The sequence below is a fragment of the Labrys sp. E2SS-1L genome (assembly GCF_057073705.1).
On the sequence record NZ_CP172713.1, the window covers coordinates 736,137 to 751,828 of the forward strand.

At 64.5% G+C, this 15,692-nt stretch carries 12 protein-coding genes; 3 read left to right on the forward strand and 9 right to left on the reverse strand.

The features are described 5' to 3' along the window. Positions 1–116: 116 nt before the first annotated feature. Positions 117–674, forward strand: a complete 558-nt coding sequence (locus ACIGJE_RS29045) for a sugar O-acetyltransferase (protein ID WP_415083592.1) — start codon at positions 117–119, stop codon at positions 672–674. Between the two features lie 71 nt (positions 675–745). Here the strand turns inward: ACIGJE_RS29045 and ACIGJE_RS29050 are convergent, their stop codons facing one another. From ACIGJE_RS29050 to hglS, 4 genes are all read right to left on the reverse strand, one after another. Then, the gene (locus ACIGJE_RS29050; protein ID WP_415083594.1) at positions 746–1,219 is read right to left on the reverse strand and encodes a GNAT family N-acetyltransferase; all 474 of its coding nucleotides are present in this window, start codon (positions 1,217–1,219) and stop codon (positions 746–748) included. Positions 1,220–1,463: 244 nt separating this feature from the next. Beyond that, positions 1,464–3,020 carry an L-piperidine-6-carboxylate dehydrogenase gene (gene amaB, locus ACIGJE_RS29055; protein WP_415083596.1) on the reverse strand — a complete coding sequence of 519 codons (1,557 nt, stop codon included), beginning with the start codon at positions 3,018–3,020 and terminating at the stop codon, positions 1,464–1,466. Continuing rightward, on the reverse strand, positions 3,017–6,046 hold the full coding sequence (locus tag ACIGJE_RS29060; protein WP_415083598.1) for an FAD-binding and (Fe-S)-binding domain-containing protein: 3,030 nt from the start codon (positions 6,044–6,046) through the stop codon (positions 3,017–3,019). The genes amaB and ACIGJE_RS29060 overlap by 4 nt, the downstream gene beginning before the upstream one ends. A 14-nt stretch (positions 6,047–6,060) precedes the next feature. Continuing rightward, positions 6,061–7,479, reverse strand: coding sequence for a 2-oxoadipate dioxygenase/decarboxylase HglS (hglS, locus tag ACIGJE_RS29065; protein ID WP_311941222.1), 1,419 nt, complete (start codon positions 7,477–7,479; stop codon positions 6,061–6,063). Between the two features lie 239 nt (positions 7,480–7,718). Here hglS and ACIGJE_RS29070 point away from each other — a divergent pair, with 239 nt between their 5' ends. Continuing rightward, positions 7,719–8,618, forward strand: coding sequence for a LysR family transcriptional regulator (locus tag ACIGJE_RS29070; protein WP_311941225.1), 900 nt, complete (start codon positions 7,719–7,721; stop codon positions 8,616–8,618). An 80-nt stretch (positions 8,619–8,698) separates the two neighbouring features. Here the strand turns inward: ACIGJE_RS29070 and ACIGJE_RS29075 are convergent, their stop codons facing one another. The 5 genes from ACIGJE_RS29075 to ACIGJE_RS29095 form a co-directional block, all read right to left on the reverse strand. Further along, positions 8,699–9,982: an NAD(P)/FAD-dependent oxidoreductase gene (locus ACIGJE_RS29075; protein WP_415083601.1), complete on the reverse strand. Its 1,284-nt coding sequence runs from the start codon at positions 9,980–9,982 to the stop codon at positions 8,699–8,701. A gap of 329 nt (positions 9,983–10,311) precedes the next feature. After that, positions 10,312–11,730: an alpha,alpha-trehalose-phosphate synthase (UDP-forming) gene (otsA, locus tag ACIGJE_RS29080; RefSeq protein WP_311941232.1), complete on the reverse strand. Its 1,419-nt coding sequence runs from the start codon at positions 11,728–11,730 to the stop codon at positions 10,312–10,314. 32 nt (positions 11,731–11,762) lie between these two features. After that, positions 11,763–12,554: a trehalose-phosphatase gene (gene otsB / locus ACIGJE_RS29085; protein ID WP_311941235.1), complete on the reverse strand. Its 792-nt coding sequence runs from the start codon at positions 12,552–12,554 to the stop codon at positions 11,763–11,765. 102 nt (positions 12,555–12,656) lie between these two features. Continuing rightward, the gene (locus ACIGJE_RS29090; protein ID WP_311941238.1) at positions 12,657–12,896 is read right to left on the reverse strand and encodes a hypothetical protein; all 240 of its coding nucleotides are present in this window, start codon (positions 12,894–12,896) and stop codon (positions 12,657–12,659) included. A 446-nt stretch (positions 12,897–13,342) separates the two neighbouring features. Next, entirely contained in the window at positions 13,343–14,323 is a 981-nt protein-coding gene (locus ACIGJE_RS29095) for a helix-turn-helix transcriptional regulator (RefSeq protein WP_415083604.1), read from the reverse strand. A 163-nt stretch (positions 14,324–14,486) separates the two neighbouring features. Here ACIGJE_RS29095 and ACIGJE_RS29100 point away from each other — a divergent pair, with 163 nt between their 5' ends. Then, on the forward strand, positions 14,487–15,584 hold the full coding sequence (locus ACIGJE_RS29100) for a class II histone deacetylase (RefSeq protein ID WP_415083606.1): 1,098 nt from the start codon (positions 14,487–14,489) through the stop codon (positions 15,582–15,584). Positions 15,585–15,692 lie beyond the last annotated feature (108 nt).

Sequence of the window (15,692 nt, forward strand, 5' to 3'; positions counted from 1 at the left end):
CCATACGGGCTCTCGCTTAAACCGGCCGCAAGAACCCTGGCGTTATCGTCATCGAATCGTGGCGCGGCCGCCATGTGTCGAACGCTCACTCGACCGTGTCCGAAGGAAAACAGCCAATGGCGCACGATGATCGCACCAAGATCATTCCCAGGAGAACGCCTGAATCAGCGGCCATGCTGGCAAGCGTCCAGCGGGCGATGGCGATCACGGCGGCTCTCAACCGCTTGACGTTCAACGATGCGGATGAGGTCCGGACGCTGTTCGGCGACCTCATCGGCCGGAAGGTGGACGACAGCTTCGTGCTGATCCCGCCATTCTACACGACCGGCGGGACGGACACCCGCGTCGGGCGCAACGTTTTCATCAATCAGAACTGTACGTTCTACGACCTTGGCGGTCTGGATATTGCCGATGATGTGATGATCGGCCCGAATGTAAGCATTCTCACGTCCAGCCATCCCCTCGAGCCTTCGCAACGGCGCGCCTCCGTCATCGCAAAGCCCGTTGCGATTGAGAGAAATGTCTGGATCGCTGGCAGCGTGACGATCATCGGCGGGGTGACGATCGGAGAAAACTCGGTTGTTGCGGCGGGTTCCGTGGTCACAAGGGACGTGCCCCCGAATACGCTCGTCGCAGGCAATCCGGCCAGGGTCATTCGTTCGATCGGCGACTGAGCGTGCGTCCACGGGGATGCTCACGGGTTCCAGCATCGCGAAGCGCCCCGCAAGACGGCCATTGGGGCCGATCAGTCCCCGCGAGAGGCGCCGGCCTGCAAGGCAGCCTGGGGACTGCGGATGAAGAGCCAGGAGCCGATCCCGTCGGTCCCACCGCCTTGTTCGTCCTCCAGCCAGCCGCATTTGCGATAGAAGTTTCGCGCCACCTGGTTGCGGGTCTGGCATTTCAGCGACAGGGCCGGGCCGTATTGCCTGACGGCCTCGCCGAGCAAGGCAACCCCGACGCCGCAGCCGGCGAGGTCGGGATCGACATAGAGGTGATGCAGGAAATTCTCAGGCGTGTAGACGGCGGCAAAGCCGGCGACCTGGTTGCGCGCCTCGGCCACCAATATTCTTTCGCCCTTCGTGACCTCATCGAAACCAGGGCCGTCGAAGACGGGCCAATCGGCCCAGTAGAAGGCCTGGCGGCCGGCCTTGGACAAGATTCGGGTGCAAGGCTCGCGGTCGGTGGCGCTGAAATCGCGGATGATGACGTCGATCGGCACGCGATCCCCCCGTCTGGAACGATCATTGGGGCGGGTTGCTCTCGCCAACCCTGGAGCAGATGCGTTCGAGCGCAAGCCTTGCCTGCGCTCTTGCACCTTGTCTCAGGCGTCTTCGCGATTCCCACCGATTCCGTCAAACCGCAACCGAACCAGGAGAGGAGGCAGCCATTGCCGGGGCGGAACCGTGATCCGGCGCGCGAGACGAAAGCCCCGTGACATCCGCACATCCCTGTTCATGGCAGTCTCACTCGACGTCGAACTTCACGCCCTGGGCGAGCGGCAGGGTGCGGCCGTAATTGATGGTGTTGGTGGCCCGGCGCATATAGGCCTTCCAGGCGTCCGAACCGGACTCGCGCCCGCCGCCGGTTTCCTTCTCGCCGCCGAAGGCACCGCCGATCTCGGCCCCGGAGGGGCCGATATTGACATTGGCGATGCCGCAATCGGAGCCGCGCGCCGACAGGAAGGTCTCGGCCTCGCGCAGGTCGTTGGTGAAGATGGAGGAGGACAGGCCCTGCGGCACGTCGTTATGGAGCTCCAGCACCGTGTCGAGATCGCTGTATTTCATCACATAGAGGATGGGGGCGAAGGTCTCTTCCAGCACGGGGCCGCGCTGTCCGGGCATTTCCACCAGGGCCGGCGCGACGTAATAGGCATCCGCCAGGCCGAGATCAACGCGATCGCCGCCATGCACGCTGCCGCCCGCTTCCTTCGCGGCGACGAGAGCCTTCTGCATGGCCTTGAAGGCGGCTTCGTCGATCAGCGGCCCGATCAACGTGCCGGCTTCGAGCGGGCTGCCGATCGAGACCGAGGCATAGGCACGCTTGAGGCGCGGCACCAGGGCCTCATAGACGCTGTCATGCACGAAGAGGCGGCGCAGGCTGGTGCAGCGCTGGCCGGCCGTGCCCATGGCCGCGAAGGCGACGCCGCGCAAGGTGAGGTCGAGATCGGCCGAAGGGCAGACGATGGCGGCATTGTTGCCGCCGAGCTCCAGGATGGAGCGGGCGAAGCGCTGGGACAGGCGCGGCCCGACCGCCCGGCCCATCGCGGTGGATCCGGTGGCCGAAACCAGGGGAACCTTGGGGTGGTCGACCAGGAGTTCGCCGATGCTACGGTCGCCGGCGAGTACGCTGATGAGGCCTTCCGGCGCGGCATCGCCTTCGGCCGCGAAGCGGGCCAGGGCGCGCTCGACCAGCGCCTGCGTCGCCAGGGCGACCAGCAGGGTCTTCTCGGAGGGTTTCCACACCACGGCATTGCCGCAGACCAGAGCGAGGGCCGCGTTCCACGACCAGACCGCCGCCGGGAAATTGAAGGCCGAGATCACCCCAGCGACGCCGAGGGGGTGCCAAGTCTCCATCATGCGATGGTCGCCGCGCTCGGTGGCGATGGTGAGGCCGTAGAGCTGGCGCGACAGGCCGACGGCGAAGTCGCAGATGTCGATCATCTCCTGGACTTCACCCAGGCCCTCGGAGGCGGTCTTGCCGACCTCGATCGAGATCAGCCGGCCGAGCGAAGCCTTGTGGGCGCGCAACTCCTCGCCGAGCAGGCGTACGAACTCGCCGCGACGGGGAGCGGGCACGTTGCGCCAGGTGCGGAAGGCCCGATGGGCGGCTTCGATGCGCGCCAGCGCCTCCTCGGTGCCGATGGCCGGCACGCCGGCCAGGGTCTCGCCGGTGATCGGCGAGCGGGCCGGGAGGCTGCCGCCGGTATAGAGTTCAGGCCTGACGCCGATCTGGTCGAGCAGCGCGATGGTATCGGCGGTGACGGACAAAGGCACGGCAGAGCTGCGAAGCGGGGCGTTCATCGGGTGTCTCCAAGTCTGGATTGGTGAAGTCTGGATTGGTGAAGTCTGGATTGGCGAAACTGGGGCTGGGACGGTGGGGCAAGGCTCTCCAGATGCGTGAGGAGGGCCTGCGCCGGATGGCGGGGGGCATAGCCCTGGCAGCGCTCGGTCTGGCAGCGGCAGGAAAAGCCGGTGGCGAGCACCGCGGAGGGCGCAAGGCCGTCAAGACGCGGTGCCCAGCTCATGGCGAACAGGCCCTTCGACATCTCAACATGCTCGGCTTCGTGCCCGAACAGGCCGGCCATGCCGCAGCAACCCGTGGCCGGCACGGTGAGCTCGAGGCCGAAATGCTTGAAGATCCGGGTCCAGGCCTGGCCGGTGCCGGGCCTGGCCGTCTTCTCGGTGCAATGGGGTAGAAGGTGAAAGCCTGCGGTCCCGGAAGCGGGGAGGGCCTGTCCCAGCCGGCCGCTTTCGAGCGCCTGCGCCAGGAATTCGTCGAGGCCGAGCACGGCGAGAGGCTCCCCCAATCCGGGTCCGACATATTCATGCCGGCCCATCAGCACGGCGACGGGTTCGATGCCGACCACCGGCAATCCCGTGGCCAGCAATGCGTTTTGATGGGCCCGGGCCGCGCCGGCGACCTTGTTGAACGCGTCGAGCATGCCAAGGGCATGCAGCGCCTTGCCGTTGGCGGCAGGAGACGCCCGGTGCACCTCAAAGCCGAGCCGCGCCAGCAGGCCGGCGACGGCATCGACCACGCCGCCGTCGAAGGAACTGGTGAAACTGTCTTCCATCAGGATGACGGCGTTCGGCCCGGCGCCGGCGGCAAGCCCGCCGAGGTCGCGCGGCTGAAGGCGAGGTGCCGGTGCAGGCACCGACAGGCGCGGCAGGTCGGTGAGGCCGGTCCAGCGCGCCAGGCGCGGCGTCGCCATCAGGCGCAGGCCGAGATTGGCGATTCCGGGAAAGCGCCGGGCCAGAGCCAGGCCGGGCTCCATCGCAGCGACGACGCGATGGCGCAGCGGCCTGCGGCGGCGCGTGAAGTAGCGCTGGAGGAAACGCGCCTTCATGGCGGGAATATCGACCTTTACCGGACATTGGCTGGAACAGGCCTTGCAGGCCAGGCAAAGATCCAGCGAAGCCTTGAGCTCGTCCTCGATCTCGGCGGCGTCCCGGGCTTCGGCCGGTTGAGTTTCGATGACCGAGGTCGAACGCGCCCATTCACGCAGCATCGCCGCCCGGCCCTTGGGCGAATGGCGGCGGTCGCGGGTGAACTTGTAGGACGGGCACATCGGATCGTGCTTGTCCCAATTGAAGCAGGCGCCATTGCCGTTGCAGGCGATCGCCTTGTCGTAATCGCGCTGCAGCGGCGCGGCGATGGCTCGGTCCTTCTCGCCGCGCAGCGGCACGGCATCGATGCGCTCGACCGGATGAAGGACGGCATCAGCGCTGGCGAGCTTGCCGGGATTGAGCAGATTCAACGGGTCGAAGGCCCTCTTCAGGGCACACAGCTCCTCATAGAGTTTGCCACCGAAGAAAAAGGGCGAATATTCGCCGCGATAGCCGCGGCCATGCTCACCCCAGAGCAGGCCGCCATATTTCTTGGTCAGGGCGGCGACGGCATCGCTGACCGGCCGGATCAGAGCGGCATCCTCAGGCAGGCGCATGTCAAGGGCCGGGCGCACATGCAGGCAGCCGACATCGGCATGGCCGAACATGCCATAGGCGAGGCCGTGACGATCAAGGATGGCGCGGAGCTCTTCCACATAGGGCGCCAGTTTCTCGGGCGGAACGGCGGTATCCTCGACGAAAGGCGTGCCTTGCTTGCCTCCGCCAAGACGACCGAGCAGCCCGACGGCCTTTTCGCGCAGGGACCACAGGCCGGCGATGGTCTTGGGGTCGGTGACGACCTTCCAGTCGAGAACGGCGTCCGGCTCGGCTGCGAGCAGGTTCGACAAGCGGGCCAAAGCCGCGTCGATATCGCTCTGGGCCTCGCCGACGAACTCCACGAAGTTCAGCCCACCCACCGGGCTGCCGTCATCGCGTCCCAGAACGCTTTCGATCTCTCCCCACACCACGTCCTGCCTGGCGAGGGACAAGATAGTGTCGTCCAGAATTTCGATCGCCGCCGGCTCGGCCTGCAGCAGGCGCTGGACGTCGACGAGGGCCGCCTGGAACGTGGCGTAGCGAACCGGCACCAGGGCCCGGCAGGCCGGGCGCCTGCGCAGCCGCAGGGTCAGCCGGGTGGTGAAGGCGAGGGTGCCTTCCGAGCCGGCCAGGAGATAGGACAGGCGGAACAGCCCATCCTCGCCGAGCACCTGCTTGAGATTGTAGCCGGTCAGGCCCCGGTTCATCTGCGGAAAGGTCGAGGCAATCAGCTCGGCGTTTTCATCGACGACCCGCAGGACTTCGCGATGGATGCGGCCGGCAGCGTCCTCGCGCCGGGCCAGTTCGCGGGCTTCCGCAATCGGCATCGCCGCGACCTGGACGGTCTCACCATTGGCGAGAATGATCTCCATCGCCTCGATATAGTCGGAGATCTTGCCATAGATGCGCGAGCCTTTGCCGGAGGCATCGGTCGCAACCATGCCGCCAAGCGTGGCCCGCGAGGCGGTGGAGACGGTGGGCGGAAAGAACAAGCCGTGAGGCTGCAGATAGGCGTTGAGCTGGTTGAGCACCACGCCCGGCTCGACCGTTACCTTTTGCCGTTCGAGGTCGAATTCGAGGATGCGGTTCATATGACGGGAAGTGTCGACCAGCACCCCGCGCGTCAGCGACTGGCCGTTGGTGCCGGTGCCGCCACCGCGCGGCGAGAGCGGAATGCGATGATCAGCCGCCAGCCGGACGACGCGGGCGATATCCTCGCTATCGCGCGTAAACAGCACCGCAGTCGGCTCGACCTGGTAGATGCTGTTGTCCGTGGCATGAACGATGCGGGTCGCGCGATCGCGCGCGATGTCGCCGGCATAGCCGGCAGACACCAGCGCGGACAGGAAAGCATCGAGGCCCGACGGGACGGCCTTGTCCTCGACCTGCACTCTCATATTCATGGCCGCGCCGATCCCTACGCGATGGCCATCATCGTCAAATGGGGATCGCCGAGCTGTGCGAGGGCCAGATCCAGCGATCGCTTTTCGGTGGCGGCATAGAGGGCGAGTTCGTCCTGGACGGGGGCGCCAAGGGCGCGTTCGAACTCGATGCGGTTGGAGCGTTCGCCATAATTCTGCTGCTCGTCGGTGCCGAGGTTCGATTGGAAGATGCCGGCGGCACTGACAGGCAGAAAGTCCTCGTAGACGATTGGGTCGAAGCGCAGGAAGCCGGCCTGGACCAGTTCGTCGACGCTTGCGGGAAGCCGCTTGCGCTGCCGAGCGGCGAGGCCGTGCTCGGTCGTTGAATAACGGAAGAAGGCAAGGCCCTGAGCGCGCAGTTCCGCCCACTCGTCGGGGAAGGCGGCGAAGCGCTCGGACAGTTCCGCCTGATAGTCGCCGGCGCCAGCGCCGCCCTGGCCGACCCGGGCTTCGGCCCGTACGCCGGCGAGCAGCGTGTCGTAGAGCCGGCGCCCTTTGGCGGTGAGCGCGATGCCACGCTGCTCGATCTCGCCGAAACGGGCGGTGTGCGTGCCGTCACGGTCATCACCGTTCTCGGTCCGGAACTCGATCGACTCCTCCAGTGCCTTGAAACTGGTCTGGCGCAGCAGAATGGCGCAGTTGCGCCGGGGCGGGCCTTCGATGACGGCCTTGGGCGTGATGCCGCGGGCGGGCATGCCGGCCTGCACGGCGTCGATATCGAGGGTGCGCGGCGTCAGGTGGTTTATATGCGGGCCCTTGAAGCTGACGACGTCGGCGATCAGGCGATGGGCATCGTGCAGCTTCTCATAGGTGCCGAGCGAGACCGTGGCCTTGGCGTGCCAGCGGAAGGTCTCGAGCGCTTCGGCGACGAACTCCTGCGCTTCGTCCGGCGTCAGGCCGCCCAGCATTTCGAAGCGGGCGGCCAGTTCCAGCGCGCGCACCGTGAAGATGCGCCGCCCCGCCAGGATGCGGGCCGCCTCGGCGCGCAACGCCTCGTCCTCGATCAGCTCAAGCCGGAGCAGCGAGGTGAAGACGCGGAAGGGGTTGCGGCGCAGGCTGGCATCGTCGATCGGGCGGAAGGCGGTGGAGTGGACGGGAACGCCGGCGACCGAAAGATCGTAATAGCCAACGGGAAACATGCCCATCACGGCGAAGACGCGGCGAATGTCGAACAGTTCCTTGGCTGTACCAAGGCGGATGGCGCCATGACGCTCGACGCTCAGGCGGGCGAGTTCGTCATGGCGCGTCAAGGTCTCCCGCAACGCGCCGTCCTCGGCGAGGGTGGCCTCGTTGACGTCGGCGACCAACTCCATGAGCGTGCCATATTGCGGCACCTCGCTACGATACATCCTCGACATGGCCGTCGAGAACAGGGTCCGGATCTCGTCCGGATGCAAGAAGGTCTGGTTGGCCATGTCCCGGGCTCCCGTTGCGTCTCGATTGGGTGACGATCTCATTCGCAATCGTCATGTTATCGAGCTTCATGCGCCGGTAGACACAGGTTGGATACCAATGTTATTTCAACAGTTCATACCGAACGGGAATGAGCGTGGTTGCGAGCCAAGCGGGAGCCCAATGAAACGACGTTGCTGGCGGAAGTGCCCATCGATAGCCCGGCCTCCGGGACGGCTCATGCCTGTTCGCGGGTGAGGCGATGCAAGGGCCACGCCGTTTTCTGCCTTCGATTTCCCTGCTCTGTGCCTTCGAGGCGGCGGCGCGCACAGGCAGCGTGACAGCCGCAGCCAGGGAACTCAACCTGACACAAAGCGCCGTCAGCCGTCAGATCAAGCTTCTCGAGGAGCAACTCGAGGTCGAACTGTTCCACCGCGAAAAGCAGACCATCAGCGTCACGCCCGGCGGGGAAGCCTATGCGCGTGAAATCCGCGATGCCCTCCGCAAGATCGGCACCGCCTCGCTGATGCTTCGGGCCAATCCGCTGGGGGGAACGCTCACCCTGGCGATCCTGCCGACCTTCGGCACGCGCTGGCTGGCACCGAGGCTGCCGCAATTCCTGTCGCACAACCCCGGCATCACCATCAATCTGGTGACGCGCCTGTCCTATTTCGATTTCCGCCAGGACCCGGTCGATGCCGCCATCCATTTCGGTGGTTCGGACTGGCCCGGCGGCGAAATGGAAAAGATCCGCTCCGAGACCGTGGTCCCCGCCTGCAGCCCGGCCTTGCGCGATCAGCACGGATTCCAGTCCGCCGCCGATCTCCGCAATGCCTCGCTGTTGCATCTGACCACCAGGCCCGATGCCTGGGAGCGCTGGTTCGCCCTGCATGGTGCGCCGGCCCAATCGGTGCGGGGCATGCTGTTCGACCAATTTGCCACGGCCGCCCAGGCTGCGATCGCAGGGCTCGGGGTCGCCCTGCTGCCCGAATTCCTCATCCTCGAGGAGCTCGAGACGGGCCGGCTGGTCCGAGCCCTCGATCTGCCGATGGTGAGTGCGGAAGCCTATTATCTGGTCTGGCCCGCCGACCGTGCCATGCATCCGCCCCTGCTGGCCTTTCGGCAATGGCTCCGTACACAGGCCTCGCCCGAAGGCGAATAGACAATCGTCTTGGCGATCAGTTTCAGTATATTAACTTAAAAAATATATATAACTATCTGATTTATATATCATTCATGAAATTAGAGGCGCCTGTCAACCATGTGGGCAAACTGGGCGCCCACTTCATAGCCGGTTTCCTTCAAGGACCGGAAGGCGGCCGGCATGAGGTCGGTTCTTGCCAGCGGCAACTCGGCTTCGCTTATCGTGCCGAGGATATGATCCGCCAACGCCCGGCCGAAAACGGTGCCCGGGGCAATGCCGCGGCCATTATAGCCGGAAAAACCGATAGCTTGCGGTCCGTAGCTGTGGAAGCGGGGCAGGGCATTGCCGGTCATGCCGATCTTGCCGAACCATTCATGCTCGAATTCCACATGCGCGAGGCCCGGGAACAATTTCCGCAAGGCGCGCTTCGCCCAGTTCTTGTGGATGGCGGCGCCGGTTTTGCTCAGCGCGCCCACGCTGCCGAAGACCAGTCGCCCGGACTGATCCATGCGGAAAGACGAGAGCACGGTGCGGGTGTCCCAGACGCCCTCGCCACCCGGCAGGATCTGCTTGCGCAGTTCCGGCGCGAGGGGAGCGGTGGCCAGATTGAAATAGGGCAGATGCACCTGCTCGTTGCGCACCTTTTCCCAGGGTCCCTGACCATAGGCGTCGGTCCCCACCACGATCCAGGCCGCCGTCACCTGCCCCTGCGGGGTGGTTACCACCCAACGGGCGTCGCGATGCTCGACCTCGATAACAGGGCTGCCCGTGTGAATGTGGCCGCCCTGGCGCAGCACCGCATCGGCAAGGCCCCTTGCATAAGCCAAGGGCTGTAGCGTGCCGGCTCTTCTGTCGAGAAGGGCGCCGGCATAGGCCTGCGTGCCAACCCGCCTTGCGGTTTCCCCGGCGTCGAGAAGCTCGACCGGAGCCCCCCGCTTGCGCCACTGACGGGTACGTTCTTCGATTTCCTGCAGCCCCTTGCGCCCGACGGCGCAGTGCAGCGTGCCGTTCGTCCTGAGTTCGCAGGCGATATCGTGACGGGCGATCAGGTCCTTGACCACAGCCGGCGCGTCGCCGAGCATCTGCAAAAGGCGCTCGCCATAGACAGGGCCCAGTTCCCCGGGCAGATCCTGCGGCATGACCCACATGCCGGCATTGATCAGGCCGACATTGCGGCCGGAGCCACCAAAACCGATCTCGACGGCCTCCAGCAGATGCACGCATGCACCGGCCTGCGCCAGATGCAGGGCGGCCGACAGCCCCGTATAGCCACCGCCGATGACGGCGACATCAGCGGTAAGGGATCGGCGGAGCGGTTCGGTTTGCGGGGCGCGGGGAGCGGTCTTTTCCCAGAGGCCGTGGGAGCGCGGATCATTCAGCACGGTAGGTCTCGCCAAGAGATGCGGTGGCCGACACAGGCAATGTCATTCGCTGCGGCCCGAGGGCTAGCCCTATCGCTTTCTTTCGGGCCCCGATATCGACGATTGGGCAAGAGGCCATTCCAGTTTGGAATGGTCCAGCGTGCTGGTCGCACAAGGCAGCATGCCGCCCCCGCACGAGTGCCGAGGTTGCTGGGCAGAAAATTGCTTTTGTCGGGCAGGGGAGGGAGTGTCATTGCTCCCTCGACCCTTCTGGCCAAGATCATAGCCTGATCTCAGTGCCCTATGTGGAAATCCTATATTTCCTGGGAGATTCCGGTATCAGGGCGCAGTCAGGCACTGGCCTTGGTCACGATCGGGGCCGCCTGCATCTCTTTGTCCTGAGTCAGATCCTTGAGGAAAGCGTCGCACCAGTGCGAGACGTCATGCTCGAGCAGGAAATTCATCATGTTCTGCCAGCGCTCGCGTCGCTCCTGCAGCGACATGCTCAAGGCACGGGCAATCGCATTGGCCGTTCCCTCGGTATCGTAGGGATTGACGAGCACCGCGCCTTTCAGTTCACGCGCGGCGCCGGCAAAGCGCGACAAAACGAGGACGCCCGGATTATCGGGATCCTGGGCGGCGATGAACTCCTTGGCAACCAGGTTCATACCGTCGCGTAGCGGCGTGACCAGCCCGACCCTGGCAATCCGGTAGAGTCCGGCCAGGATGTGGCGTCCGACTGAGCGATTGACATAGCGGATGGGAACCCAATCCAGCGTGCCCATGGCACCGTTCACACGGCCGGCCTCCTCAGCCACCATTTTCTGCATCGTCTCGTATTCCGGTACCTCGGAACGAGATTTCGGTGTGATCTGCAGATAGGTGACCTTGTTGTGGTAACCCGGATAAGCCCTCAGGAAGCGCTCGAAGGCATCGATGCGCTGGGTCAGGCCCTTGGAATAGTCGAGCCTGTCGACGCCGATGATGAGATCGCGGCTTTCCACGCTCTGGCGCGCCTTGCGGACGGCACTGTTGCCGATCGCGACCTGCGCCATCTGGGCGAACGACTTGGTTTCGATGCCGATGCCATGCACGGCAGCCTTGAAATGCAGGCCATGATATTCGAAACGGCCGTCCCCCAGGTTCCTGGCGATGCCTTCGCGAGCGAGATAGCCTGCGAAATTGTCGAGATCGTAGTCGGTCTGGAAGCCGATGAGATCGTAGTGGGAGAGGCCTCGAATGATCTCCTCGTGCATGGGCATGGCGGCGATCACATCGGAGGGTGGCCAGGGAATATGCAGGAAGAAGCCGATGGTGTTCTTGATGCCCATCTGCCGCAGTTCGAAGGCGAGGGGGATCAGGTGATAGTCATGGACCCATAAGATGTCGTCCGGCTGGATCAAGGGTGCCAGGCGATGGGCGAACAGGCGGTTGACGCGAAAATATCCCGCCATTTCCTTGCGGCCATATTCGGCGAGATCGAGGCGATAGTGGCAGATCGGCCAGAGCACCCGGTTGGCGAAGCCGTGATAATATTCCTCGACATCGGTCTCGGTCAGGTCGGTCAGCACATAAGAGATATTGCCCTGCTGCTGGAATCGGGGGGGAGGGGGCTCCGCGCCAGGGCTGGATTTTCCGGACCATCCGAACCAGATGCCGCCACGCTCCTGCAAGGCGGCATTGAGGGCAACCGCCAGGCCGCCGGCGGGAGCATCGCCGTTGCGCGTGGGGACGGGAACTCGATTGGAAATAACGACAAGTCGACCCATGGGAACTTTCGAATATTGATGATTGAATTGAATTAGGCTGCAGTGCGGGCGATCAGGGTCCGCAGAGCTGCTGGCGATGATATCAACGCGCGAGCACCTGTTTGGGTCCCCGCCGATCCGACACGGATCGACTGGCCGCCGAGGCTGTTGACGGTTTCGAACATCGCCTCGTCGGTGAGATCGTCACCGATCGCCAGGGGCATCCTGCCTTTGAACGGCGCTTCCTGCAGGAAGGCTTCCAGCGCCTTGCCTTTGCTGGCACGCGCGGGGCGCAGTTCGACCACCATCTTGCCGTGCTGCAGCGTCCAGCCGGGAGCAACAGGCGCGAAACGCGACATCAAGGCCTCGACATCGTCCTTGCGGTCGGCCGCAAGGCGGTAATGCACCCCCACCGCCGCGCCCTTGTCCTCGAACACGACGCCAGGCCACGCGCCGGCCTCGTCGGCAATGTCGCGCTTGAGCTGCTCGAAAGATGCAGGGACGGAGAGGCTGTCCACCACGCCGGACGCATCGCGCCGTTCGGCGCCATGCAGCCCGGCAATGGGGAAAAGATGGGGAGCAAACAATTCGTCGGCGAGCACGATGTTACGGCCGGTGACCAGCGCCATGGCGCCACCCAGATGCCGTGACAGGGCCGCGAGGTCATCCGGTAGAGTCGGCGGCACGAAGATCGACAGCGGCGTCGCGGCAAGATCGATCAGCGTGCCATCAATATCCAGGAAAATCGCCCATTTATCGGGCTCAGATAGGGCTGATGCAAAGACCGTCTCACCAGCCGAGGGCGAATTGCCGAGGCTGTCCCGGCTGTTTCTTTCCTCATACATGGCCCTTTAGGTAGGCGCGGAGTGCGGCCAGGGCAAGAAAAAAAGCCTCGATGCAACGGAGAGGCGCCGGCACGCCATGGTCACCAGGGCGCGGAGCCAAGCTCATTTGCGTCGTACGAAGCGTTCCAGTACGACCGCCGGCAGATAGCCTTCATGTTGAACCTGGCTCCATGGCATATGCCGGAAGGACTTGCCCTGAGGCCGGACAAAACCGTTGAACAGGGCGCCGGCGCAATCGGGCCCGGTATTTGGATTGCCGATGGTTACCAACGCCTTCGGGTCCTGTTCTCGCAGCAGATCAATGAGATCCGCCACAGTCATGGGTTCCGGCAAAACCGGCATTTTTTTCCCCTCTCCCACCAAGAATGTGCAAAGACATTCCAGGCGCCCCCTCGGAGGGTGTATTACGATACCTCCGAATGTCGAGATGCAACTACGCCGATACATGGCGTACCAAAAAGCCCGACGCAACTAGGATATCCTTCAGGCGCTTCGCCTGAAAGAGGAATCGTAACGACAGAATCCTTCTCATCTTCTTGGTAAGCAAAGAGAAAGTGCCATTTCGTCAGATCGGTTGATGGTGCTGCTGATACTCTTCTTAGAACGGGCTGGCCGCAGGCAGGCCGCCGTCGCTTGGACAGGCCGGGTTTGATTATACCTCTTGTCTGTCGAATCGGGTTTTAGACCATATGGTCCAGACATGAGGAGGCGTCGGTTCGCTTGAAAACAGGTCGCGGGGTCCACCCATCACCGGCAGTAATAGCCTCTATCGCACATCATGCCTGCGCTCAGCGCAGCACTGCGCTGGCAAGCTGCGCGCGCGAGCGAACGCCGAGCTTGTCATAGATGGCCTGGGTCTGGTTGCGGATGGTGGCCGGCGCGCTGCCCAGCATCTGCGCCGCCTGCTTGTGGGTTGCTCCGCCGGCGAGCAACTGCGCCACTTCACGTTCGCGCGGGGAAAGGCGATCGAGCCTCGACAGCAACGAAAGTTCCAGCCTTATGAGGCTCGACTGCCGGCCTGCTTCGCTATCCCGGCGGCAGTTCACCGCCACCCCCTCGCGCTCGAACAGATGGATGCCGGGATGCAGCGCGACCTGGCGCAGCGGCCGGGGCAGGCGATCGCCGCTCCAGCCGGGCCAGATGGTCCTGAGGAAGTTTTGGGCCTGATCCAGGCCGAGATGGGCGAAGCCGGCCTCGTCGACCACCAGCGTCGCCCGTTCACCTGGTCCATCCGCACTGCGCCGCTCGAAGGTAGCCTGCAGGGCCAGGAACAGGTGGTCGACCGCGCATTGCAGGAGCTGCAGGTCTTCCCCGTCCCAATGCGGATCGTGGCAGCGGGTGCGGTAGACCGAGACGAAGAAGGTGGTGGCAGCCCCCGGCCGGTTATGCATGGCGGAGGCCCATTTGCGGATGCCGTAGCGCTCCGACAATTCGGCCATCTCGTCGGTCTGCCGGGGTTGTCCGCGATCATAGATGCAGACGCGGCCACGATCCCGGCGCAAGGCGGTGGCGACCAGGTCCTGGCTGGCCATGGTCGACCAGAACGGGGCAAAGCCCTCGGGAAGGCCGAGCGTGGAGGAGGCCGGCACGGTGGTGCGATCGTTGAGGAAGCGAGCCCAGCCATACCAGGCGCAGTCGAAACCGAGCAGGGGGCGCAAAAGCTCGAGGGCATGCGCGGCCAGGTCGAGATCGGCATCCTTGTCGGCGCGACGGCCGGCCCGGTGAAGATCGACCACGAATTGCGAGAACATGGACAGTTTGGAGGTCACATGCACTGGCCCCGGATGGAGGATTATGTATTTTCGATGATAGTAGCCGTGGACGAAGCTCGTCACAAGGTTGCTCCCCCGCGCCCATAGTGCATCTGCACCATTCCCGCCTCGTCTGCATGCTCTAGCCTGCCTGAAAACCTGCAGACGAGGGAGAATTGTGATGACCACGGGATGGGTGTGGCATGAGCGTTTCGGCTGGCACGACACCGGCACGGCGGCCGGCTTCCTGAAGGGCGAATTCATCCAGCCCCTGCAGCATGTCGAGTCGCCGGAATCCAAGGCTCGCTTCGCGTCGCTGGTGGAGGTTTCCGGCATCGCGAAGGCGCTGAAGCGCATCGAGATCACCAAGGCGAGCGACGAGGACATCCTGCGCATCCACACCAGCGAGCATCTCGACAGGATGAAGGCGCTCAGTGCCGATATTCGCGGCGGCGATATGGGCGACGGCGTCTCGCCCTTCGGTTTTGCCGGCGTGGACCTGGCCTGCCTGGCCGCCGGCGGCACCATCAGCGCCCTGCGGGCCGTGGTTGAGGGCGAGGTCGCCAATGCCTATGCGCTGGTGCGCCCGCCGGGCCACCATGCCCGCCCGGAGAAGGGCATGGGGTTTTGCATGTTCGCCAATGTCGCGGTGGCGATCGCCCATGCGCGGGCCAAGCTCGGCATCGAGCGCGTGGCGGTGGTCGACTGGGACGTGCATCACGGCAATGGCACCGAGGCCTGTTTCGAGGCCGATCCCGACATCCTCACCATTTCGCTGCACCAGGACGGCAATTTCCCGCCCGATACCGGCAAGGTCGCCGATCGCGGCGTCGGTGCCGGGAAGGGGGCGGCAATCAACATTCCCCTGCCGGCCGGCTCGGGCGAGGGGGCTTATCTCGATGCCTTCGACCGGGTGGTGCTGCCGGCGATCGCCCGCTTCAAACCCGATGTCATCCTGGTGGCGAGCGGCTTCGATTCATCCAATGCCGATCCGCTCGGCCGCATGATGCTGGTTTCCGGCTCCTATCGCCTCATGACCCGCCGCCTGATGGATCTCGCCGCTTCGATCTGCGGGGGCCGGCTGGTGATCAGCCATGAGGGCGGCTACTCACCCTTCTACGTGCCCTTCTGTGGCCTGGCCGTGGTGGAAACGCTCAGCGGCGTCGAGACCGGGGTCGAAGATCCTTACCAGACCTTCTGGAGGGACCTGCCCGGACAGACTCTGCAGCCACATCAAAGGGCCTTGGTCGATGCAGTGGTGCAGGCTTGCGGGCTGTGACGCGCTGGCCGGAGCATCCTGCACGATAAAGACAAGAAGAACGGCGCCGGTCGGAGGCCCTGACCAGGGCTTTCGCGAGGCGCTTCCCACCCCAGAGGAGAATGTCGA